At 43.2% G+C, this 22,473-nt stretch carries 20 protein-coding genes and 1 pseudogene; 1 reads left to right on the forward strand and 20 read right to left on the reverse strand.

Annotated elements, in window-relative coordinates; genetic code table 11:
• Nucleotides 1-18: 18 nt before the first annotated feature.
• The gene (locus HHK01_RS11465) at nt 19-705 is read right to left on the reverse strand and encodes a metal-dependent hydrolase (RefSeq protein ID WP_170007924.1); all 687 of its coding nucleotides are present in this window, start codon (nt 703-705) and stop codon (nt 19-21) included.
• A gap of 157 nt (nt 706-862) precedes the next feature.
• Here HHK01_RS11465 and HHK01_RS11470 point away from each other — a divergent pair, with 157 nt between their 5' ends.
• Nucleotides 863-1,963: a M24 family metallopeptidase gene (locus tag HHK01_RS11470; protein WP_170007925.1), complete on the forward strand. Its 1,101-nt coding sequence runs from the start codon at nt 863-865 to the stop codon at nt 1,961-1,963.
• 238 nt (nt 1,964-2,201) lie between these two features.
• Here the strand turns inward: HHK01_RS11470 and ald are convergent, their stop codons facing one another.
• The 19 genes and pseudogenes from ald to ezrA all read right to left on the reverse strand — a co-directional run bounded on the left by ald (nt 2,202) and on the right by ezrA (nt 22,404).
• Complete coding sequence (ald, locus tag HHK01_RS11475; RefSeq protein WP_170007926.1) at nt 2,202-3,335, reverse strand: alanine dehydrogenase; 1,134 nt, start codon at nt 3,333-3,335, stop codon at nt 2,202-2,204.
• 235 nt (nt 3,336-3,570) lie between these two features.
• Nucleotides 3,571-3,744 (reverse strand): hypothetical protein, encoded by a 174-nt coding sequence (locus HHK01_RS11480; protein ID WP_170005850.1) that lies wholly within the window; start codon nt 3,742-3,744, stop codon nt 3,571-3,573.
• Between the two features lie 132 nt (nt 3,745-3,876).
• The gene (locus HHK01_RS11485; protein WP_170007927.1) at nt 3,877-5,070 is read right to left on the reverse strand and encodes an acetate kinase; all 1,194 of its coding nucleotides are present in this window, start codon (nt 5,068-5,070) and stop codon (nt 3,877-3,879) included.
• A gap of 191 nt (nt 5,071-5,261) precedes the next feature.
• A complete protein-coding gene (locus HHK01_RS11490) occupies nt 5,262-6,275 on the reverse strand; it encodes a class I SAM-dependent methyltransferase (protein ID WP_170007928.1) in 1,014 nt (337 codons plus the stop codon).
• 122 nt (nt 6,276-6,397) lie between these two features.
• Complete coding sequence (tpx, locus tag HHK01_RS11495) at nt 6,398-6,907, reverse strand: thiol peroxidase (RefSeq protein ID WP_170008767.1); 510 nt, start codon at nt 6,905-6,907, stop codon at nt 6,398-6,400.
• A gap of 150 nt (nt 6,908-7,057) precedes the next feature.
• Nucleotides 7,058-7,525 carry a GerW family sporulation protein gene (ytfJ, locus tag HHK01_RS11500; RefSeq protein ID WP_170007929.1) on the reverse strand — a complete coding sequence of 156 codons (468 nt, stop codon included), beginning with the start codon at nt 7,523-7,525 and terminating at the stop codon, nt 7,058-7,060.
• A 14-nt stretch (nt 7,526-7,539) separates the two neighbouring features.
• The gene (locus HHK01_RS11505) at nt 7,540-8,229 is read right to left on the reverse strand and encodes a DUF2953 domain-containing protein (RefSeq protein WP_170007930.1); all 690 of its coding nucleotides are present in this window, start codon (nt 8,227-8,229) and stop codon (nt 7,540-7,542) included.
• A gap of 270 nt (nt 8,230-8,499) precedes the next feature.
• Nucleotides 8,500-9,087, reverse strand: coding sequence for an RDD family protein (locus HHK01_RS11510; protein ID WP_228027556.1), 588 nt, complete (start codon nt 9,085-9,087; stop codon nt 8,500-8,502).
• Between the two features lie 12 nt (nt 9,088-9,099).
• Entirely contained in the window at nt 9,100-10,107 is a 1,008-nt protein-coding gene (gene sppA, locus HHK01_RS11515) for a signal peptide peptidase SppA (RefSeq protein ID WP_170007931.1), read from the reverse strand.
• Nucleotides 10,108-10,190: 83 nt separating this feature from the next.
• Nucleotides 10,191-11,114 (reverse strand): EamA family transporter RarD, encoded by a 924-nt coding sequence (gene rarD, locus HHK01_RS11520; RefSeq protein WP_170007932.1) that lies wholly within the window; start codon nt 11,112-11,114, stop codon nt 10,191-10,193.
• Between the two features lie 49 nt (nt 11,115-11,163).
• Entirely contained in the window at nt 11,164-12,777 is a 1,614-nt protein-coding gene (locus tag HHK01_RS11525; protein WP_170007933.1) for an amidohydrolase, read from the reverse strand.
• A gap of 361 nt (nt 12,778-13,138) precedes the next feature.
• Entirely contained in the window at nt 13,139-14,125 is a 987-nt protein-coding gene (locus HHK01_RS15950) for a methyl-accepting chemotaxis protein (protein WP_407646960.1), read from the reverse strand.
• Nucleotides 14,120-15,187 (reverse strand): annotated as a pseudogene (locus HHK01_RS15955) (cache domain-containing sensor histidine kinase); the annotation flags it as partial. The pseudogene HHK01_RS15955 and the gene HHK01_RS15950, both read right to left, overlap by 6 nt.
• A 38-nt stretch (nt 15,188-15,225) precedes the next feature.
• Nucleotides 15,226-15,507: a hypothetical protein gene (locus tag HHK01_RS15615; RefSeq protein ID WP_228027557.1), complete on the reverse strand. Its 282-nt coding sequence runs from the start codon at nt 15,505-15,507 to the stop codon at nt 15,226-15,228.
• Between the two features lie 478 nt (nt 15,508-15,985).
• Entirely contained in the window at nt 15,986-17,566 is a 1,581-nt protein-coding gene (mbcS, locus tag HHK01_RS11535; RefSeq protein WP_170007935.1) for an acyl-CoA synthetase MbcS, read from the reverse strand.
• A 188-nt stretch (nt 17,567-17,754) separates the two neighbouring features.
• The gene (locus HHK01_RS11540; RefSeq protein WP_170007936.1) at nt 17,755-17,952 is read right to left on the reverse strand and encodes an alpha/beta-type small acid-soluble spore protein; all 198 of its coding nucleotides are present in this window, start codon (nt 17,950-17,952) and stop codon (nt 17,755-17,757) included.
• 108 nt (nt 17,953-18,060) lie between these two features.
• Complete coding sequence (gene thiI / locus HHK01_RS11545; protein ID WP_170007937.1) at nt 18,061-19,263, reverse strand: tRNA uracil 4-sulfurtransferase ThiI; 1,203 nt, start codon at nt 19,261-19,263, stop codon at nt 18,061-18,063.
• A gap of 5 nt (nt 19,264-19,268) precedes the next feature.
• Complete coding sequence (locus tag HHK01_RS11550; protein WP_322619367.1) at nt 19,269-20,465, reverse strand: cysteine desulfurase family protein; 1,197 nt, start codon at nt 20,463-20,465, stop codon at nt 19,269-19,271.
• Between the two features lie 241 nt (nt 20,466-20,706).
• The gene (ezrA, locus tag HHK01_RS11555; protein WP_170007938.1) at nt 20,707-22,404 is read right to left on the reverse strand and encodes a septation ring formation regulator EzrA; all 1,698 of its coding nucleotides are present in this window, start codon (nt 22,402-22,404) and stop codon (nt 20,707-20,709) included.
• Nucleotides 22,405-22,473: the final 69 nt, after the last annotated feature.

The following is a 22,473-nucleotide window of genomic DNA, read 5'->3' on the forward strand; positions in this document are numbered from 1 at the left end:
AAAAGAGACGTCTTTTCTTCACACTTCTAAGCTCTCACCCGGTTTCAATAGAACACCCTCGACAACTCCTTGAAGTTGGTTTGTAAACGACGTTGGATCTTGTTTAATCGGAGGGAATGTATCGTAATGTATGGGTACGACTTTATTCGGTTTTAGTAAACCTGCTGCATACGCTGCGTCTTCTGGCCCCATTGTAAAATTGTCTCCGATCGGTAAAAACGCCACATCGATATCGTTCCGTTTTCCGATCAGCTGCATATCAGAGAACAGGGCAGTATCTCCTGCGTGGTATATTGTTTTCTCATTGTGGGTAAATAGAATTCCAGCAGGCATCCCTGTATAAATAATTTGCTTATCCTCAGTAGTGTAGCTTGAACCGTGGAACGCCGGTGTGAATTTAACCGTACCAAAATCAAATGTGTAACTTCCCCCAATGTGCATTGGGTGTGTGTTAACTCCTTGCCAGCTTAAATAGTCGGCAAGTTCAGCTGTAGCCACGACAAGCGAGTCATGTTTTTTGGCAATTTCAACGGTGTCCCCTACATGATCATTGTGCCCGTGGGTTAGTAAAATCACGTCTGGGGCAACATCGTCTTTTGTAATATCACTAAGTTCGTTCCCTGTTATAAACGGGTCAAAAAGGATTGTTTTCCCCTCGTCAGTCTCGACTTTTACAACGGAATGTCCGTGATAGGTTAGTTTCATGAAAATCCTCTCCTCACAAAAATGTTTTTAACATAAATTCTCCTTCTCTAGCATAATTCCCTCCTCATGGTTCTCTCAAACGTTTACAAGAAGTGAAAAAGTTGCTACGCTCAACAACAAGAGAAACTGTTTCACACATTCAAAGGGAGGAATATACGTGTCCAAGGAAAGAATTCATACTATTCAGCAATGGCTTCAAACAGAGGATATTGACGTTTGCATATTAACTTCAAAGGAAAACGTGTTTTACACGACAAAGCTTTATAAAGACCCACATGAGCGACTGCTAGCCCTTTGTATTTTCCCAACAGGAGAGCCGACGTTAGTTTGTCCACAAATGGAAGTAAGTGAATCAAAAAATAGTCCAGTAGAGATGAATGTGATTGGCTATTACGACACAGATAATGCAGAAGATCTACTCGTACAAACCATTTTAAAACGTTCTTCTGGCGTTCGAAAAATTGCTGTAGAAAAAGAGCATTTACCTGCAGGGAGATACGAAGCTTTGTTACACGGTCTCACACCGCAAGCCTTTGTTTCTGCCGAAGAAACACTATCCACTCTTCGCCTTGTGAAAGACGAAGAAGAGATTGCCATTTTACGAGAAGCTGCCGAGCTAGCTGATCTCGGTGTAGAAATCGGAGTAAATGCGATTCGGGAAGGGAACACAGAGCAGGCTGTCGTCGCGGAAATTGAGTACGAACTAAAGAAGAAAGGCATCATGGGCATGAGCTTTCAAACGATGTGTCTAACTGGTGCAAACGCAGCGAACCCGCACGGTGTCCCAGGAAAAAACACCTTCACAAAAGGGGACCTCGTACTGTTTGATTTAGGAGTAATGTGGAAAGGATACGCATCAGATATTACGCGGACAGTTGCTTTCGGTGACATTCATGAGAAGCAAGAAAACATTTATAATACGGTTTTGCAAGCTCAAATTACGGCACTTGAAATGTGTCGCGTCGGGAAAACGTGCCAAGACGCCGATCAGGCCGCACGCTCTTATATTGAAGCAGCAGGGTATGGTGACTACTTCCCTCATCGTCTCGGACACGGATTGGGTCTGAACGTGCATGAGTACCCTTCTATGACAAGCACAAATACCCTTCCATTTAGAGAAGGGATGGTTTGCACAGTTGAACCAGGTATTTATGTACCGAATGTAGCGGGTGTGCGAATTGAGGATGATATTTTAATTACTAGTGAAGGTGCAAAGACGTTGACTACGTTTCCTAAAGAGCTTCAAATTATTTCGTAATGAAAGGAGGCGGTCCCTAGTCTTTAGCATTCTCCGCTGAGTTGAGCGATCTAAGCGCACAAAAAAATGGCGTGCAAACCAATGTCAGTTTGCACGCCATTTTTTCGAGCCCGCGGAAAGCGTAGTGTATTTCCGGAGCGGTATTCAGGCACTATGAATTTGCATTACGTCGCATCATGAGATTACTGTATAGTAAAAACAACAAAGGATACGAAAAGAGCCTTTATTTTACATAAAATTACTGCTCTTCTTTATGCTGACGAAGCATCGTGTGCGCATCTGCGTAATCCAGACCATGTGCTTCTGCAACTGCTTTGTATGTGCAGTAACCGCCAAGTGTATTAATCCCTTTGAAAAGTGGTTCGTTGTCTTCACACGCCTGGATGTAGCCTTTGTTTGCAATTTGTACTGCGTAGGGCACCGTTACGTTTGTTAAACCAATCGCAGACGTACGCGGAACAGCTCCAGGCATATTGGCAACTGCGTAATGCACCACTTCATGCTTCGTATACGTCGGATTGTCGTGTGTCGTAATCCGATCTGTCGTTTCAAAGATACCGCCTTGGTCAATAGCAATATCGACCACAACGCTACCGTGTTTCATTGATTGAATCATTGCCTCTGTCACGAGTTTCGGTGCTTTTGCCCCTGGGATCAAAACGGCTCCAATCACCAAATCAGAATCCTTCACCGAATCCGCAATGTTAAGTGGATTAGACATGAGTGTTTGTACGTCGCTTCCAAAAATGTCGTCCAATTGGCGAAGACGCTCAGGGTTCAAGTCCAAAATTGTCACGTTGGCACCTAAACCGACGGCCATTTTTGCAGCGTTTGTTCCTGATACACCGCCACCAATAATGGTAACCTTTCCGCGCGAAACACCCGGAATACCAGATAGCAGGATGCCTCGTCCGCCGTGTACCTTCTCTAAAAACTGTGCTCCAATTTGTGTAGCCATACGTCCTGCTACTTCACTCATCGGAGTTAACAATGGCAAAGCACCTGATGGAAGCTGCACCGTTTCGTATGCAATTCCTACGACTTTTTTGTCAAGTAGTGCCTTCGTGAGCTCTGGGGCCGCGGCTAAGTGTAAGTATGTAAAGAGAATAAGACCTTCACGGAAATACCCATACTCTTCAGGAAGCGGTTCCTTTACTTTCATCACCATATCTTGCGCCCATGCTTCTTCAGCAGAATATACGATCACCGCACCAGCAGCTTGATAATCTTCATCCTTAAAGCCTGAACCTACACCAGCATTCGATTCTATAAATACCTCATGACCATTCTCTACTAAATGAACAACGCCGGCGGGATTCATCGCCACACGGTTCTCGTTGTTTTTCACCTCTGTTGGTACGCCAATACGCATCTAAAAAGCCTCCTTACGGTTGTCCAGATGCCCTCATCATATCACGAAGATACTGGGGAGGGAAGATATTTCCTATAGTCCGACAATTCAACACTGTAAGCGCTTTATAACTATTTTTTCACCTCTTCTTTCAGTCTCCCCCATATTGGTACAATGTGATTCGTTACACAGCGCCACAAATTACAAAAATATAAAGAAAAGGGATGTGCGCCCTGCACATTCCCCCTCTGCCAGCTTACTCTTTCGGCTCTTCTTCGGCGTTCCAATTAAACTGCTGTTTCTCGTGCGCAGCATGTGGTTGATCAATCACGCCGCTCATATAAGCACCCGTAATTTGTTGTCTCGTTTGTTCAGTTCCCTCATCGTCATACGACAAATACTCTTTCTTCTCTTTATCCCACTCAAACATGTAAGGTTCCTCCTTTCACTTATATGTAGTAATAGTGTTTGGAAAAGAAGAGTGACTCATGCCTTGATGTTTATGGAAGAACTGCCTACCCGTAAAAAAAACTGCCCTCCCGCGAAAAGGAAAGCAGTTCTTTTATCTAGAAGTAGTACACGCCTGTACGTCTCGCGCGATCATCACTTCTTCGTTTGTTGGAATCACAATCACTTTAACAGGAGAATGCGGGTAGTTAATAAACGCTTCCGTCCCTCGTACTTGATTTAACGAAGGGTCCCAGTACACACCCATAAATTCAAGGCCTTTGAGTACCCGCTCCCGAATGGCTTGAGAGTTTTCTCCGATACCAGCTGTGAAAATAATTGCATCTACCCCATACATTCTTGAGGCATAGGAACCAATGTACTTATGGATTCGATTAGCGAACACTTCCAAAGACAGTTCTGCGCGCTCATCACCTTGACTAGCCCGGTCTTCTATATCCCGTAAGTCGCTAGAGAATCCTGACACACCGAGCATCCCGCTTTTTTTATTCAAAATCTCCAACACTTCATCTGCCGAATTTCCGGTTTTCTCCATGATATACGGGATGAGGGCGGGGTCTATATTCCCTGAACGAGTTCCCATCGCGACTCCTGCAAGTGGCGTAAATCCCATGGATGTGTCAATAGATTTTCCACCTTCTATGGCAGCAATACTCGCCCCATTCCCAAGATGACACGAAATCAAGCGTAACTGTTCAACGGGACGACCTAATAATTCAGCCGCTCTTTCTGAGACATATTTGTGAGAGGTACCGTGAAATCCATACTTACGAATTCCATAGTTCTCATAATACTCGTAAGGGAGGCTGTATAAAAAGGAACTCTCTGGCATCGTTTGGTGAAACGCTGTATCAAACACGGCAATCGCTGGAACTTTCGGTAACACTTCACGAAAAGCACGGATTCCTGTTAAATTGGCTGGGTTATGCAGTGGCGCCAACTCACTTAGCTTGTCAATTTCAGCAATGACCTCATCAGTAATTAGCACTGACTCGCTAAAGATCTCGCCACCATGTACGACACGATGCCCAATTCCTTCAATCTCGTCCAAACTTTCAATTATCCGTAACTCAGTTAGTTTGGAAAGAAGCATTTTGACGGCACTCGCATGATTAGGGATGTCAATAATCTCCTTTTGATTTTCACCTTTAACAGAAATAGAAAATATGGAATCAGGCAGCCCAATTCGTTCTACGAGCCCTTTTGTCACAACCGTTTCTTCTGGCATATCAAATAACTGAAACTTTAAAGAAGAGCTTCCCGCATTAATTGCGATTACTTTTCCCATTGGTACCGCTCCCTTATAGTAAAAAATAGATAGACGATTAACTATCACACTTGTTAGTATGACGCTCCGCCCATCATTTAACCACCAACTGAACAGCTTTTCAACAGTAGAGAGCTTTGGGATCGTTTTCATTTGCAAAGTAGCACTATTCAGACTAACGGAAGCCCTTACACATAGGAAAAGCCGCCCCTTTATTTTATAGGAGACGGCTTTAGTGCTTCTTCATTTTCTGCAAACCATTCATTAATTTTTCGAATAATCTGCAAGAATGCTTCCCTATGCTTCGAAGAGGGTAGCTTGACAAGTAAAGCTTCTTTAGGTGCTTGAACTCCGGCTCCTTTTTTTCGTACGAGCAAAATACTTTTCGCGTGTTGCGATGACGTGAACATATTCTTAGGTAACTCTAATAGCCCGAGTATGTGTACTGTCTTTTGTAAATAGGAACGCAATGTAGGCGCCTCTTTTGAAGTGAATAAATGATTCGGTACGACGAATAGGCCATATCCACCGTCTTTCACCATGTTTAGGCTTTGTTCTAGGAGAAGGTGATGACTAAACGAATGCCCTTCTGTTGCCTTTGTTTGAAAAGACGCTGAGGTATCATCATCTGGGTAATAACCCACTGGTAAATCCGAAATAGCTAAATCGACAGGATCAATGAGTAATGGCTGCAAGCTGTCTTGTGCGAACAATTCCATAGGCTGTTTGCATAAGTTTGCATATGATCTACATACGGAGAGTAGCGTTTCATCTACGTCCACTCCATATACGTCTTTTACCACATTCGGAATTCCTTCGCATAGTTTTATCAATAAATGGCCTGTCCCAACCGTCAAGTCAAGCATGCGCAAGTTTTCTCTCTCAAACTGTAACCTTTGAACAATGTAAACCATTAAGTTGCCAACACTATCTGGGGTCATTTGATGATGTGGCTGTACATACTGGCGCATTACTTTAACGAGTGCAAAATGAAAGGCTTTTTGAATGGTAGCTGCATCCATTTTCGGTACCATGTCCACTACGTCGCGCATCCGTTTTTTCGTAAGATCATTTATTCCAGATTCGTTAAACCTCTCTTGAAATAAGACATCTCCTATTTCTGTCAGTGCTTCTACCAAACTTGTTCCTCGTTCTTTCGCAAGGGTTTCAACTGCAGCATCCAACGTGGCAAAAACGTGTTCTACAGTTGTCGTGGAAGTTGGCATGAGCTCACACCCCTCTCTATTTTCTCATCCCTCCATTGTACAGTTGGAAAGAGGATAAACTCAAGCTTTTAGGTCCGGAAGCAAAAAAAAGAGCGAGCCACAGTAGCTCACCCCCTGAAAAATTATTGGCCTGCTGCTTCTTTTGTCGCTTGGATGGCTTTGTCGTAGTTTGGGTGGTTCGTCCCCTCTGATACGTACTCGATATACGTGACCTTATCGTTTCCATCGACGACAAATACAGATCGGGCTAGCAGACGAAGCTCTTCCATAACAACGCCGTACGCTTCTCCAAACGAAAGGTCACGATGGTCGCTAAATGTATGTATGTTTTCCAAGCCGTTTGAGGCACACCATCGGGTTTGCGCGAAAGGAAGATCTACGCTGATCGTCATCACAACAACACCAGGGATACCATTTGCCTCTTCGTTAAACTTCCGTGTTTGCTGGGCACAAACTCCTGTGTCAATAGAAGGTACTACGCTGATGAGACGAGTTTTTCCTTTGTAGTCGTTCAGTGTTACCTCAGACAAATCTGTTGAGAGCACACGGAAATCAGGTGCATTGTCACCAACTTTTATTTCGTTTCCTTTTAAACTTATTGGATTACCTTTAAATGTAATGTCCACAAGAATTCCTCCTGTCTAGTTTAAGAAATAAGCGCTTCCCACTTTTTTCTATGTAGTTAACTTTATACCACTTACTTCTTCCTTTTTACAAATATATAGCACACAACTTTTTGCAAAGCTGAGGGTGACCAACCCCCAAAAAGGCATTTGGTCACCCTATAGTTCCAAATCTTGTCGTTTATGTTCACCTGAAGCTTGTTGCTGTTGATTTTGTTGAGGGGCTGTTTGCTTATTTTTGCTGAGCATCTCTTGAATTTTTTCCACAGCAGCAGGCGCAAGATCTAACAAACGTTCATAAATGGAGGTATTCTCATCAAGATGAAGCATCTTCACTCCGTTATGACCGACAACTAAAAAGGCGATCGGTGTAATAGACACGCCACCTCCACTACCACCACCAAACGGATGCTTTCCCCCTTGTCCTTCACTACCTTCCTTTTTCTCGCTAGCAGAGCCAAATTCGCTCCCTCCAGCACCAAACCCGAAACCTACCTTTGAAACCGTTAAGATGACACTGCCGTCTGGTGTTTCGACTGGATCGCCAACGATTGTGTTCACATCAATCATTTCTTTCAAGTTCTCCATCGCAGTTGTCATTAACCCTTTAATTGGATGATCAGACATCTTCTTCATTCCTCCTAGCTAGCAGATTCTTTTTTGTCGGTAAATTCAGCAAGTGGGCTACTTTTGAACTTCGGTACCCCACCACGCCAATATGCGATCAATTTAAGAGCTGCGAGAATAGCATGCCCGACGCGAAAGTGAATCATGCATTCGAATTCAGTTACCGACCGCCTCGCATAAAAATCTGGTGTAATGTCGTATGTAGGTAAGGAATTCATGACCATATGATGGCTGACCCATCCCAAAATACAACTTTTCACTGTCCATAATAGCCCTGTAATCGTCCCCGTTTTTGCTGCATCCCCGACCCCAATTACCGTTTTCCATCGTAGAGCACTCACCTCTATGTGTTTCAGAAAGGAAGACATAATATGATGCAAGTGGCGTACATGCTTAGCTACTTCTTTTGTATCCTGTAAGCTGTTCCAAATTTTTTCTGGAGTGATTTTTCTTTTTTTCTTTTTCTTCGTTTTTTCTTTCTTTCCTGACTTCACGTCTTCCTCGAATTCGAAAGAGGCAACAGATCCTTTCTCCTTTTTGACGAATGGAATATCAATCGTATACCTCAAAATGCCCCAAAACGCTCGCATTTGAATGGTCACACGATCGTTATCCCCACCATGAAAAAGATGGAATCGTATAGAAATTCGAATCCAAAACGTCAATAAGAATAGGAAAGACAAAAGAAATGTGATCCACCACATGTTCCACTCACACCTTTCTAGGTAGTAGAGTTCCCATCAATTGGAGGAATATACCATTCCCTTTTAGGAGTAAACTGAAAAGATCGTGTTTTATGCTCATAAACGGAGAAACTTTTTGTATAAGTGAGGTTTTGCATTAGAATAAGGCATAGTAGGGAATGCGGGCTGTATTTCGGAATACGCGTCCTTTTCCATGGAATTTTCTTCAAAACAAAACGCTTGGAGAAGAGATCCAAGCGTCCACATGTAAACACGCACCTATAGATTTTTTCACGTCGTCACTAGCTTCGACTGGTCTATCACTTTTCTCGTTTGCTCATGAATAACAGTTGTATCTGCAAACACATCGTGAAGCCCTTGCTTTTTTGGTAAAAATGCCACTAATACATACAAAATCATGATGGCACCTGAAATAAACCTGCCAATCCATTCACGAAATAGTACGGTTCCCCACGAAAGGGATCCCTCGCCTTTTGTTGACATTACCTTCAAACCAAAGATCATCTTCCCAAGTGTTTGTTGAAAGTACTTTGTCATAAGCACGAAATAGGCGTAAAAGAAGAAAGCTTTTAATACATCGTCTAAGGAAAATAACCAAAAGGTAGGTGGATTCTCATTCATCCCAACTGTTGCTAACGCGACATTGGTTAGCATACTCCCGACAACCCCGATCAACACGCTATCTACAAGAAACGCCCACAAACGCATCCAAAACCCACCGTAATGCACGCTTGTAGTAGGCACAGAATGAGGAGGAATCGCATGTGGCTCTATCGAATGTACTTCAGTATCGTCCGCTCTCAATTGTTCATGCTGTTGGCTAGACTGCTCTTCTTTGCTAGGATCTTTTTCACTCACACTCTTCCCCTCCTATTCTGTGTATAAATACATGAGCCGTGGTCCGCCAGAGCGTTGGAGAATACGTTCAAGCATGCCTACTTCTGAAAATCCACTACCGAACAAAGAGCCGACCTGTGCTGAAAACAGTGAACCTATCGAGGAAGTGGTACGATATTCTACAACTTGTGCACCTTCTAAATCTTCGTCAACTTTCATCGCTTCGATCACATCGTCTAAATAACCAAATTCGTCAATGAGCCCATTTTCTTTCGCTTGAATTCCGTCATAAATTCGACCGTCAGCAAGTGTGCGTACTTTTTCCTCAGACATTTCCCGTCCATTTTGAATAACCTCTACAAAGGCATTATAGGAGTTCTCTACCATGGAAGAAAGAATGGCCCTCTCCTCTTCCGAAACCTCTTTTGTTGGGTTTAACATATCTTTATACGGTCCACTCGCTACAGTAATCATTTCCACACCAAACCGATCGGCAAGCTCGCTCACGTTAATTGATTGCATGATCACGCCGAGGGAACCTGTCATGGTCTCTTTACTTGCAAAAATCTTTTGTGCAGGAGCACTTATGTAATAACCACCAGATGCTGCAGTCGCTCCCATCGATACGTAGACAGGTTTCTCCTCAGTTAGCTCAACGATTTCTTGATGCAACTCGGCTGATTCTACAACACCTCCACCTGGTGAGTTGACACGTAGTACAACCCCCTTAATCGTCGGATCCTCCTTCACTGCTTCTATTTGACGTAAGAAGTCTTGATGACGATATCCTTCTGATCCAATAAAGCTAGAGCTTGAACCAGTGTCTTGAATCACACCCTCTACTGTTAGCACCGCAATCTGACTCGACAGGTCTCCTTGCTCACGAACTACTGGTTCGAAACCGCCTGCTTCCACAGCCAGTATGTCTTCAAATGAACCAGCGAAATCCGAAAATAAAAAACTCCACACAGCTTGGAATCCTAGCGAAACCACCAATACAACGCCTGCAATAACGAGAGCTATCCATCTTTTTGTATTCATAGAAGTCCCTCCGTTCCCAATTTTCTTTAAGTCTACGGTTCATTCTCTTATAAGTTTCAACTTTTATCCACTATTTTATCAATCTAAATAGAGTTGGAAACCGCACGCTTTAGTTGCCTTTTTTGCTTAACACGACCGAAAGTAAATACACCGAGTCCAATCCAAATCATACAAAACGCTATCAGATCATAAATTGTAAACGCTTCTCCATACACAAACACTCCTAATACAAGCATGGAGGAAGGAGCGATGTATTGTAAGAGCCCTACGACGGTAAGTGGAATTCGCTTGGCACCCGTTGCAAACGCTAGTAACGGAATGGCCGTTACAACCCCCGCCAGTATAAGAAACAGTGTATCTGAAGAAGTCGTTGTCCCGAAAGACGCAGTTCCTTGTAGAGCGATTACCACGCTATATACAAGGGCGAGTGGAAGGACAAACAAGGTTTCCATCCAAAGACCGACCCCCGCACCAAAAGGAAGCATCTTCTTACACAATCCATAAACTCCAAAACTAAGGGCGAGTAATAAGGCAAGCCAAGGAACTTCCCCATACCCAATGATCAAAACAAGGACCCCTGCAGCGGCAAATGCAAAGGACCACCGCAGAGATCTTTGAATCGTTTCTCCCAAAAACAAAACACCTAAAGCGGCACTCACAAGCGGGTTAATATAATAGCCCAAACTCGCTTCAGTCACACGATCACTTACAACAGTGAAAATAAACACGAGCCAATTCAGGGTAATCATAAAAGAGGCCCCAGCCATCATCCAGAGCGCTTTTCGATTGGTGCGCAATTCATGAAATGCTTCTTTAATTGCCCCGTAATTTCGAAAAGCAAGAATCCAACCACCCATAAAAAGGAAGGACCATAGAACACGATGGGCGAGGACTTCAACAGGCCCTACATGTTCTAGCAACTTCCAATACATTGGGAGCAACCCCCACATCATATATGAGAGAGCCGTAAACCATACTCCCTTTTTATCAAGCATCTCCGTTCCCATATACTCCACCTCTCTTACTTGTTTTTTCTAGTGATGTAATTAAAAGAGTTTAGGTGGAAGGTGTTCGGAGAGCGTCATACACGATACGATCGTCCACAACGGTCATTGCTACTTTGTTTTGTAGCAAATGATCTGGTGTTTGAACAAACGGATCACTCTCCAAAACAGTGAAATCTGCCCGCATTCCCGGGGATAGCACCCCACTCACATGTTCTTCTCCCGCCGCATACGCACTGCCCTTTGTAAACAGTTCGATCGCTTCATAAATGGATAGCCTTTCTTCCGGGATGTATACCGTTTGTTCCGCTTCTCTCTGTCGAGTAACAGCGGCGTGAATGCCTAAAAGTGGATCTACCGGTTCTATCGGCGCATCGGATCCCCCTGCAAGCGCAATACCTTCCTCTTTTAGTGTCCGCCATGCATATAGATAATCATATACCCCTTCACCCAGCCGGCTTAGCACCCATGGGAAGTCTGTTGCGACAAAACGCGGTTGAATATCTAGTACCACTTGCAAACTTTTTGTTCGCTGGACTAAGTCGTTCCGTAGAATTTGCGCATGGATAAGTCTATCCCGCTCTCCAGATGGTGTAGGATACAGTTCAATTGCATCCAACACTGCTTCGTACGCAGCGTCCCCTATTGTATGGACGGCAATTGGTAAATCCAGCTCACGTGCTTTTCTCACTAGTGTATGAAGTCCTTCCGTTGTATGGATAGCAACTCCGTTCGTTGTCGGATCATCTGCATACGGATGACTTAACCATGCCGTCCGTCCACCCAATGCTCCGTCAGCAAATATTTTTACCGCCCCGAACGTCACGTAAGGTGAGGAAGATAATTTGGTAAATCCTCCCCTTTCCCACTCATCAATTACCGTATGATGAATAAGGAGATGAGCCCGAAATGGGTGTGGCTCAACTGGGCTCTCCAACACATCATAAAACGCGTGTAATGTTTCATGGAACTGACCATAGTAACTTAGATCTTCTGTATGACCCCCTGTAAGACCGAGAGACCATGCGTGCTCAACAGCCTTCCGTAAAGCGTTTTGTAAATAGTTTCGATCTACAGGTGGTAATACACGATAAATCATGTCTTGTGCTTGATCTTTTAAAATGCCTTGTACTCTTCCCGCTTCATCTCGCTCGATCACGCCTCCTGGTGGTTCGACAGTATCGTTATGGATCTCAGCTAGTTGTAATGCTTTAGAGTTCACTACTAAGGCGTGTCGACATGCACGCTTTAGTACGACAGGATGATGTGGGCTCACTTCATCCAAGTCCCATCGAGTAGGAACGGATGTATCTGTCCAATCGTTTTCATTCCATCCTTCTCCGATAATCCACTCTCCTAAAGGAGTATCCGCTATCTTTTCCTCAAGGCGTAAAAGAAGCTCATCTTTACTGCTTGTTACAGATACGTCTAGTCTGAGCAGTGATTCTCCGTGCCCGATGATATGAAGATGACTATCAACAAAACCAGGAAATACTGTTTTTCCTTGTAAAGATACGCTTTCTGCTATGTTTTCGGTGTAAGCTGCCTCTAATTCCTCTTTCTTCCCAAGAGCAATGATAAGACCGTTTTCGGTATAAACTGCCTCCGTTTTTTCTCCCTCTTCTCGCATTGTGTAAAAGTTCCCATCATACCAAAGCGTTCCCATCCGTGATCCTACCTTTCCATCGAGCATACTTTGTCCTAACCTCTATCATGTAATTGGCTTTTTCGCTTCTTCCTTTTACTACATTAAAGGGAAATGTTCTGCACGTGCTAAAAAAGCTCAATTTTTAGGCAAATCCTCTCCCCATACTACCAATCAAGAGGCAACAAATAAACCTTATAATTTTAAGAAACTGTGGTGGTGTAATAACCAACCTCCATATTAACTAAGTCCTAAAGACATTATTATACATCATTTTTGAGGTTTATTTAATTTCCTTGTATGTGGTAATGACCTTGCTTTCACTAAATAGAAAGAGGAACCCCCGCTTTTTTAAGCAATGGTTCCTCATCTTTCACTCAACTCACTCTTGTTCTTCGACTGCTGTAGATTCACTGTCTTCCTTTATTCTAAACTGTTTCATCATAAGCTGTAGCTGCGCGCTTGCTTCCTGTAGACTTTCAGCTGATTCACCGATCGTCATCAATACTTTGAGCTGCTCATCTGTTGAAGCACTCACCTCTTCGGATGAGGCGGCGGCTTGTCCTGCAACATTGGAAATACTCTGTATGGCTTCGACGACCTCATCCTTATATGCTTTCATTTGATCAACATCTTGTCCAATCGTACCAATTGAAGTGACCATGTCGTTCATATAGTCTGCTAACTTTCCAAATGCTTGTTCAGCATCTTCTACAGAGCGATTTTGATCCTTTGTTATGTCTTTTGTACGTAACATTTCGTTGATCGTTCTTTCTGATTCCATTTCGATTCCAGTTATCGTCAGTCTTACCCTTTCAGTTGCTTGAGACGATTGCTCTGCCAATTTACGCACTTCATTCGCAACGACGGCAAAGCCTCTTCCGTTTTCACCTGCGCGTGCTGCTTCAATGCTTGCATTTAACGCTAACAAATTCGTTTGTTCCGAAATGTCATTGATCGAATTCATGACTTGATCGATCTCCGCAATTTTAGCACCTAAGTTAAGAATGGCGGCTTCAACCGTTTGAAGTATATCATTCGACTCAGTCGTTTTACTTCTTAACACTTGAATTCGCGAAACTCCTTCATCGTTAGCCGTTTTTGCTTCATTAGAGATGGCTTGCATTTTGGATGCTTGTCGATAAATATTTTCAATTTGCTTTGACAAATCTGTCACACGTTGATGAGTCGTTTCGGCATCAGATGCTTGCTGGGTTGCACCACTCGCCACTTCAGCGATTGCCCGCGAAACTTCTTCGCTTGAAGCAATCGTCTCTTCTGCAACAGCGCTTAAGTTTTCGACCGAATCGTTGACACTGTTGGATGATCGTTGAACAGAGTCGACTAGATAGCGTATCCTCTCGACCATTGTATTAAAGTGTGAGGTCAATTGGCCGACTTCATCTTTAGATGTTGATGAAACCTTGACCGTTAAATCTCCGTCTGCCACACGATTCACTTGTTCTGTTAGCAGCTGAATCGGCTTCGTAATGCTTTTTGAAATGGTGTACACAAAGATTAAGCTAATGGCTGTTACGATTGCTGCAATGATAAGAATAAAGTTACGTGTATCTCGAGCATCAGCCAATAAATCGTCGTAAAGATACACCGCCCCTACCTTCCAACTCGTTCCTTCAATTGTGTCGTAGTACAGCACCCGATCATCGTTATTATCATTGTAATCGATGGTACCCTGGCTATCCCCATTGTACATACCTTCAATAAAGCTGTACTTCTCCTTCAAGTTCTCTCCGCTCTCAGTCGGATGAACTAGGGCCATCCCATTTTGATCAAACAAAAACGGATACCCCCCGTCAGACACTTCCGTATTTGAGACGATTTCGTCCAGATTAGTTAATGTCAGATCTAGCGCTACCACACCTAGTACATCATTTGTAGTAGGATCTACCACCGGCTTTGAAACCGTTACAACATATCCATCACTTGCCTCGTCAAGGTAAGGCTCTGTCCATGAAACAGTTTCCGAGTTACTTAATGCATCTTGATACCACGGGCGCGTAGTTGGATCAAAATCATTACCTAACTCAACCTTTGGCGTTGTCAGCATCGTTTTATTCGCAGCACCTACATACACCAGTCCTACATTCTCATTTAAAGAAAGGAACGTGTTAAAGTCGTTGAATAAGCTATCACTTCTCAGTGCTACTGCGTCTCCACCGGCTTGTATCCCTTGAAGATATGTAATGACAGACTCATCCTGACTATAGCGATTTACAGTTTCCCCATATTTGTCCAAATACAGTTCAATAGTTCCCCCAAGCTCATCAACAAGTGCTGTCGACCTCTCTGAGACATCTTGTTCCAGCGTGTTTTCTACATCCAAATACGTAATAATAGAGACAATGATTAATGAGACCGCGATAATAGAAGCCATAACTATCATCAATTTTGTCTGTAGTTTTTTAAACATTCTAACCCCCCTTACTTCTCCTTTTCTGTATCGGCTTTTTACATACGAGTTTTAGATGAATATACAAAATTACTTACATTTAATAATTCAGACATATTAAAGTAGTCTGGATACAAACGTTTTAGTTTAAGGTTCTTTTCGTATCCTTTGTTGTTTTTACTATACAGTAATCTCATGATGCGACGTAATGCTGTGTTGATTTCCGCTCCAGGCGGACGCTTTCCGCGGGGCGGGCGGTGAGCCTCCTCATCGCTGCGCTCTTGCGGGGTCTCACCTGTCCCGCTGATCCCACAGGAGTCGCCGCCTTCCGCTCCAATCAACGAATAGTAAGTATTACATAATTTCCCTTACTAAGTATGAAGTTGAATACTATTGTGGAATTACACATGGTCTCATGGAAAACATTCAACATTTTCTTAGTACAATCAAAACTAGCGGAGGAAATACACGTAGACTCCTGCGGAATAGCGGAGACGATGAAGAGGAGGAAAGGCTAAGAGCGCCACGTCCTGTGGCAACGCCTTTCTGACCCACGTCCTGTGGGCCTCCGCAGAGAGCGTACTTTGCGAACGAGGAGGCTCAGCGCGGAGCCCGCGGAAAGCGAAGTGTATTTCCGGAGCGGTGTCTTATGTCGCATCATACAGCTACTGTGTAATAGTATTTTCATTAATAAAGCAACAATCTTTTAGAAAACAGCCTAGTTTAAAGATGAACCCGCGCATGGACAATTTGACTGAACTTTTTATCGCCTGTTGAACAAAAAGAAACTTCCCTCAAATTAGAGAGAAGTTTCTTTCGTTATACTGTTTTCGTCTCCGTTTCCGCTTGTCGTAGCTCAATACGCCGAATTTTTCCCGAAGTGGTTTTCGGTAGTTCGTCAACAAACACAATTTCACGTGGGTATTTATACGGTGCTGTCTCAGCTTTTACATGTTCTTGTAGCCGTAAAATCAACGACTGTTCGTCTTCTATTACCCCATTTGGAATAACATATGCCTTCACGACGCTCCCTCGCACTGGATCAGGACTTGCCACAACAGCACATTCTTTTACTTGAGGATGCTTGACGAGGGCATCCTCTACTTCGAACGGTCCAATTGTATAGCCCGAGCTGATGATCATGTCATCACCTCTACCCTCGAACCAGAAATACCCGTCTTCATCCATACGAGCCTTGTCACCTGTAATATAATAATCACCTCGAAGCTGGTGCGCTGTCCGCTCAGGGTCTTTGTAATACTCCTTAAATAGGGCGGGTGTATCTCGATGTACTGCGATATCCCCAACTACTCCTATTGGACAAATATTTCCTTCTTCATCAATGATTTCTACTGAGTTTCCAGGTGTCGGTTTCCCCATGCTTCCTGGGCGTATGTCCATACCCTTTGTTACACCAACAAGCAATGTATTTTCCGTTTGACCATAGCCATCTCGTACTTGTAACCCGAATACGTCTGAAAACACTTCAATTACTTCGCGATTGAGGGGTTCTCCTGCTGAAACAGCACTTCTAAACGCCGGAAGCTTCCAGTCTCGTAAGTTCGGTACCTTAGCCATGAGTCGATATTCCGTCGGCGTACAGCACAGCACTTGAACACTGTGCTTTTTCAAAAAGTTCAAATATGTTTCAGCATGAAAAGGTCCTTGATAAACAAAACCAGTCGCCCCCATGCCCAGTACAGACAAAAACGGGCTCCAAATCCACTTCTGCCACCCGGGGCCTGCTGTCGCCCAGACTACATCGCCTTCTTCAATGCCAAGCCAATGGCTAGCTGCTGTCCGCAGGTGGGCATACCCCCATCCATGTGTATGTGCGACGCCCTTTGGATTGCCGGTCGTTCCAGACGTGTATGATAAAAAGGCTAAATCGGCTGCATTTGTTTGAATCGTTTCAAAGTATGGTGATGAACGGTCAGCGCTATTTTGGAGGCTCATCCAATTACCTTGCTCATCCCCTACTACAAAACGAATCAAGTCCTTCGTTTCTTCAACTTCTTCACAAGCTTCCACATAAGGCTCAAACGCAATAATGGCACGTGCACCGCTATGCTGTATGCGATATTGTAAATCTTTCGGACGTAACATTTCCGAACAAGGCAAAACAACTAAACCACTACGTAAGCAAGCTACATACACTTCATATGCCTCAATTCGACGAGGAATCATAATTAAAACAATATCGCCTTTGCGAAGCCCCTTCGAGAAGAAAGCGTTCGCAATTTGATTAGTTCGCGTCTGCAACTCATCGTATGTACATGACGCTTCACGTCCCAGTTCATCTTCCCAAATCAGCGCACGTTTCCCAGTATCGTCTGCATATTTGTCTATCTCTGAAACGATGTTGTACGTTTCTGGAGCGAGTAAATCTTCTCTATTCATAGCCCTTCCCCCTTCTTGTACAGAAACAATCTTCTCCTCTGTTATTCTATACTTTTAGACAGTATTCCTGCTTTAAATGAGGACAGGTTTAAAAAGATAAAGCTTTCAAATGGACCGTTTTCTCCACAGAAAAAAGAGCGGGGGGTACCCGCTCTTTCATAGCCATTTGTATGAGGTTTTTTCACTGCTTAGCGGATTCCGCCAAGTTGTTGTTCAGCAGCTTGAACAAGACGTTTTGTGATCTCTCCACCAACAGATCCGTTAGCGCGAGAAGTTGCGTCAGGGCCAAGTTGAACACCAAACTCTTGAGCAATTTCATACTTCATTTGATCAAGTGCTTGTTGTACACCAGGTACTACAAGTTGATTTGAGTTGTTGTTTGCCATGATGATGTCACCTCCTTGTAAGTATAGAGTGCAACATTTTTCGCGCTTCATACTCACAAACCGGATGGTAATTGTTCCTAACTAACAGTTCAGTGATTCGGCATGTTTCTACAACAATTGACTCATTTCCTGGGATACACTCTGATTAGCTCTATATGTGACTGTCTCCACATGTTGCAGAACGTCTAGGAGCAAATTGTCGAAATCAACAAAGCTTTCGTAGCGCTCTACCTTTTCTAGCTTCGGACGGGTCTTCGGGTTAGGCGGTGTGAAAATGGTGCAACAATCTTCGTATGGTCTGATCGAGATATCGTAAGCACCGATTCTTTTGCTTATCGTCACGATTTCTTGTTTATCCAGTGTCGCTAAAGGACGCAAAATAGGTGTCGCCGTAACTGCATTAATTGCGATCATGCTATCTAGAGTCTGACTTGCCACTTGCCCAATTGATTCACCCGTAATAATCGCCTTCCCCTCTCGAGTAGAACGAATTGCGTCAGTTAATTTGAGCATCATTCTCCGTGTAGAAGTCATCGTGTAGTTCTCCGGTATTTGCTTCTGAATGAGTTCTTGGACTTTGGCAAATGGAACGTAATGCACAGTGAACTCTCCAGTTAAATCAGCAAATAATTGCCCGATGTCTTCCACTTTCTGTTTAGCCCTATCACTTGTATAAGGTGGAGAATGAAAGTGAATAGCCTCTACTTCAATTCCTCTTCTCATCGCTAAAAAGGTACTTACTGGACTGTCCAAGCCACCAGAAAGCATTGACATTGCTTTTCCACTTGAACCAACCGGGAATCCACCCGCACCCGCCACTGTTTCATACGACAAATAAATAGCCTCTTTACGTATTTCTACAGTTAATTCCAAATCGGGTTCGTGAACATTTACCGATAAATTTTCGAATGTTTTAAGTAAATGACTTCCAAGGAAATAATTCATTTCATTCGTGTTTAATGGGAATTGTTTGTCTGCTCTCCGTGTTGAAACCTTGAATGTCACTGGCTTTGTTATTTCTTTTTCAAGAAGTTGGCTAGCTGCTAAGGAAATTTCCTCCATATCTCGGTTTACTTTGACAACTGGCGAGAAGGATATAATACCAAAAATATTTTCCAACGGATTTCGTAGTTGCTCAAAATCAACTCCATGAAGATGAATGAACGTCCGGTCTCGATTACTGATAATGTCAAGTTCTGGCCATTGTGATAACACAGATCGTATTTGTCGCTTTAGACGGGATACGAATGCCGACCTATTTCGACCTTTTGTTGATAAATCCCCGTAGCGAATTAAAACGTGATCGTACAAAGGTTTCACTTCCTTTTGACAGATTGTACAGTTTGGATGACACGGTGCAATTCCTCTATGAAATACTGTGCTTCCTCCAAAGTATTCTCATAGGACAAACTAACACGCAAAGCGCCTTTTGCCACCTCTGGAGAAACACCTTTGGCTAATAAAGTTTCACTTAAGGATGACTTTTTCGATGAGCAAGCACTCGTTGTAGATACATAAATATCAGCCTCTTCTAAAGCATGAACAAGAACTTCTCCTTTTTTCCCAACAACGCTGAAATTTAAAATGTGGGGCACCACTTGCTTAGAAGGAGAATGGATCACTATATCACTTATTTTCGATAGCTTTTCCCTTATATAAGAAGAAATTTCATGCAAATCACTATAAACGTTTTGACGCTTTTCTTCCACAAGACGAAGCGCTTTGGCCATCGCAACAGCTCCTGGAACGTTCTGTGTACCACTACGGAATGTTCCTTCTTGCTGGCCTCCTGCAAACAAAGGGGATAATAGAATTCCTTCCTTACAATAAAGCATGCCTGTTCCTTTCATTCCCTTAAATTTGTGGGCAGACGTCGTATACAAGTCAACACCGAGATCAGTGATGTCAATAGGAACTTTCCCTATAGCTTGTACACCGTCACTATGAAAGGTAATACGTCGGTAACCTTTACACAATTGTGCAATTTTTTTCACAGGTTGAACAGTCCCAATTTCATTGTTCACATGAATGACGCTTACAAACGTTGTATGGGGACGAATCGCCTCTTCTATGGCTTCAGGGCGGACAAACCCGTCCTCATCGACATCCACATAGGTGACATCGAAACCTTTTTCTTCCAATTGCCGGAATGTTTCCGAAACAGAAGGATGCTCGATCGTCGTTGTAATGAGGTGTTGCTCTTCTCGCTTTGCACCATACACAGCACCTTTAATAGCTAGGTTATTGCCTTCTGTACCACCCGAAGTCAAAATCCACTCTGAAGGTTTGTCTGTATGGAGGAGACGAGCAACTTGTCTCTTTGCCTCGTGCAAAAGCTTCTCTGCTTCCCCGCCAAGCTTATGAAGAGAAGATGGATTTCCAAAATAGCGTGTAGATGTGGTGAGAAACGATTGAACAACATCTTGATGCGGGGGGGTGGTGGCACTGTTGTCAAAATACACCATAAGTTCACTTCCTCCGATTTCATCGATTGCAACAATATATCCTATCATAATTCAGAGCTCATCACCATTGACAGACAGAGTTTTATTCAAACGGAGACAACTATCGTGTCGCAACTACTAAGGACACGTCCTTATGATATATAATCATCCAAATCAATAAGGAAAGGGAGCGCTCATCTGTCGGATAAGCTCTCCCTTTCCTATTGTGCAGTGATATTAAGGACAAGTAGAGGAAGCACGATTCCCCATACGAAAAAACAAAGAATCGAAATTCCTAAAACTGCCGACTTCATCCCTTCACAGCCACCCATTCTTCGATTTTACGCAAAGCTCCTGGTTCAACAGATTCCACGGCCGTCGCCGCTTCCTCAAGCGCACGCTCGTAATGGAATGAACGGAATGAGGATTCTGCCGACTGTAGCTTTTCTCGAACTTGAGAGCTTTGATTTCTATAACGATTTCCATATTGAATAACTGCCTCAGCTAATACGACATGTTCGACTAATTCATCGGTTTGCGTACTCAACTGTTGAACCTTTTCTTCTGCATCTTCTAAAGAGGCGAGCACAAGCGTCATTTTGAGTGGTTTCGCTGCTAAATAGGACTGTGTTTCACTAAGGACTGTATTCGTTTCATACATATGCTGCTGAAACGTCTCAGGTAAACCAGGTAAATTACTCTTTGAAAGCTTTCGATGTGTAGCATGGATTTGTTTGCGTAATCCACTCAACACTTCACGCGCACGTAGCTCGTCTTTACGGAGAGTTTGCAACTTTTCACTCAATTCTTCTTGCGTTTGGTGAAGCTCTTCTAGAGTAGATTGAATACGTTCAATTTCTTCTTTGATGAAAGATTGAGCAATGTCTTCTTCTTCAACCTTCTCTTTGACGTCTTGCAAACGATCACTAACCGCTTGGAGAGACAACTGTAACTTCTTGTGTTGTCTAAGTTCTTCCTCGTCGACCTCGTACGATTGTGACACGTATTCACGATCATCATCGAGAGACGACTGTGCATTTTTCATGTAAGCAAGCTTTTCTTCTGTTTTAGGAAGCTGCTCAGTATTGTGCAATCTTGCATGTACTTCACTCTCAAGCCATTCATAGTACCCATTAATCGTTTCCTCATCTTGGGACATTTCTGTGGATACATCCTCCCACTCCCCATCATGGAGACGATCTATGTAGCTAGACAGCTTTTTCTCAACCAACCGTATTTCTTCTATCAAATTCATATGCGCAAGTTCGTATCCTTTTTGACGCATTTCTTCATGACCATCACGGAGTGCTTTTAATTCGTTTGGTATTTTTGTTTTACACTGATTTAATAACTGCGGGATCATTTCCAGTTTCTTTTCCACCTGACATAGCTCTTCCATAATAAGAAGTACCATATCACGCGCTTTCAAATAATCCCCATTTCCTGTTGCTTCCTCAATTTCAAGAAACCGAGTTCCTATTTCCCTTAACTGTTCTTCTAATTTACTTTCTGATTCGCCATATGCTAGTCGGTTTGTTAGCAGTTTTCGCTTTAGTTCACCGTACTTTTCTTTGCTAGCGTCAAGATCTTCCCTATTCTTCTCTTCGCTTCCGAGTAATTGTTCTAACTCTTGCAACATAGAGTGAATCGTTTCCTCACTCGTATGTAAAATAGTGGCAATTCGTTCTTGCTCTTGTCTGGCGGTACCGAATCGGAATTTTTCAATATGATCTTCCGTTTCAAAGAGCATCTCCTCAATTTGTGGGAGTTCCGTTGCCACAATATCATCCCAAGTGGAACGCCATTTTTCAAAAAGTTCCTCGGCTTCACCATTCATGTTTAGCTGCTTCACCTTTGATAGCTCCGCTAGTACAGGGCGATTCATGAGTTCCATTTTCCGCGTTTCAAGCCGATCCATCTCTCGAAAATGCTTTCTCTTATAAAAGTATCCAGTTAAGCCCAAACCAATGAGCACTATAAATAATCCGATTACAAACTCTATCACCATAGTTCCCCCTGTATCACCAAAGGTCGACAAATCGTTTCAATATTTTTTATGATACCATGTATATGCATC

The sequence above is a fragment of the Bacillus fonticola genome (assembly GCF_012955605.1).
Classification (GTDB): Bacteria; Bacillota; Bacilli; order Bacillales; family JC228; genus Bacillus_CG; species Bacillus_CG fonticola.

Coding starts and splice junctions, on each gene's coding strand:
- HHK01_RS11465 (WP_170007924.1), bottom strand. CDS start 705: ATGAAACTAACCTATCACGGACATTCCGTTGTAAAAGTCGAGACTGAC.
- ald (WP_170007926.1), bottom strand. CDS start 3,335: ATGCGTATTGGCGTACCAACAGAGGTGAAAAACAACGAGAACCGTGTG.
- HHK01_RS11480 (WP_170005850.1), bottom strand. CDS start 3,744: ATGTTTGAGTGGGATAAAGAGAAGAAAGAGTATTTGTCGTATGACGAT.
- HHK01_RS11485 (WP_170007927.1), bottom strand. CDS start 5,070: ATGGGAAAAGTAATCGCAATTAATGCGGGAAGCTCTTCTTTAAAGTTT.
- HHK01_RS11490 (WP_170007928.1), bottom strand. CDS start 6,275: ATGCCAACTTCCACGACAACTGTAGAACACGTTTTTGCCACGTTGGAT.
- ytfJ (WP_170007929.1), bottom strand. CDS start 7,525: ATGTCTGATCATCCAATTAAAGGGTTAATGACAACTGCGATGGAGAAC.
- HHK01_RS11505 (WP_170007930.1), bottom strand. CDS start 8,229: ATGTGGTGGATCACATTTCTTTTGTCTTTCCTATTCTTATTGACGTTT.
- sppA (WP_170007931.1), bottom strand. CDS start 10,107: ATGAATACAAAAAGATGGATAGCTCTCGTTATTGCAGGCGTTGTATTG.
- rarD (WP_170007932.1), bottom strand. CDS start 11,114: ATGGGAACGGAGATGCTTGATAAAAAGGGAGTATGGTTTACGGCTCTC.
- HHK01_RS11525 (WP_170007933.1), bottom strand. CDS start 12,777: ATGGGAACGCTTTGGTATGATGGGAACTTTTACACAATGCGAGAAGAG.
- HHK01_RS15950 (WP_407646960.1), bottom strand. CDS start 14,125: ATGGTCGAGAGGATACGCTATCTAGTCGACTCTGTTCAACGATCATCC.
- mbcS (WP_170007935.1), bottom strand. CDS start 17,566: ATGAATAGAGAAGATTTACTCGCTCCAGAAACGTACAACATCGTTTCA.
- HHK01_RS11540 (WP_170007936.1), bottom strand. CDS start 17,952: ATGGCAAACAACAACTCAAATCAACTTGTAGTACCTGGTGTACAACAA.
- HHK01_RS11550 (WP_322619367.1), bottom strand. CDS start 20,465: ATGATAGGATATATTGTTGCAATCGATGAAATCGGAGGAAGTGAACTT.
- ezrA (WP_170007938.1), bottom strand. CDS start 22,404: ATGGTGATAGAGTTTGTAATCGGATTATTTATAGTGCTCATTGGTTTG.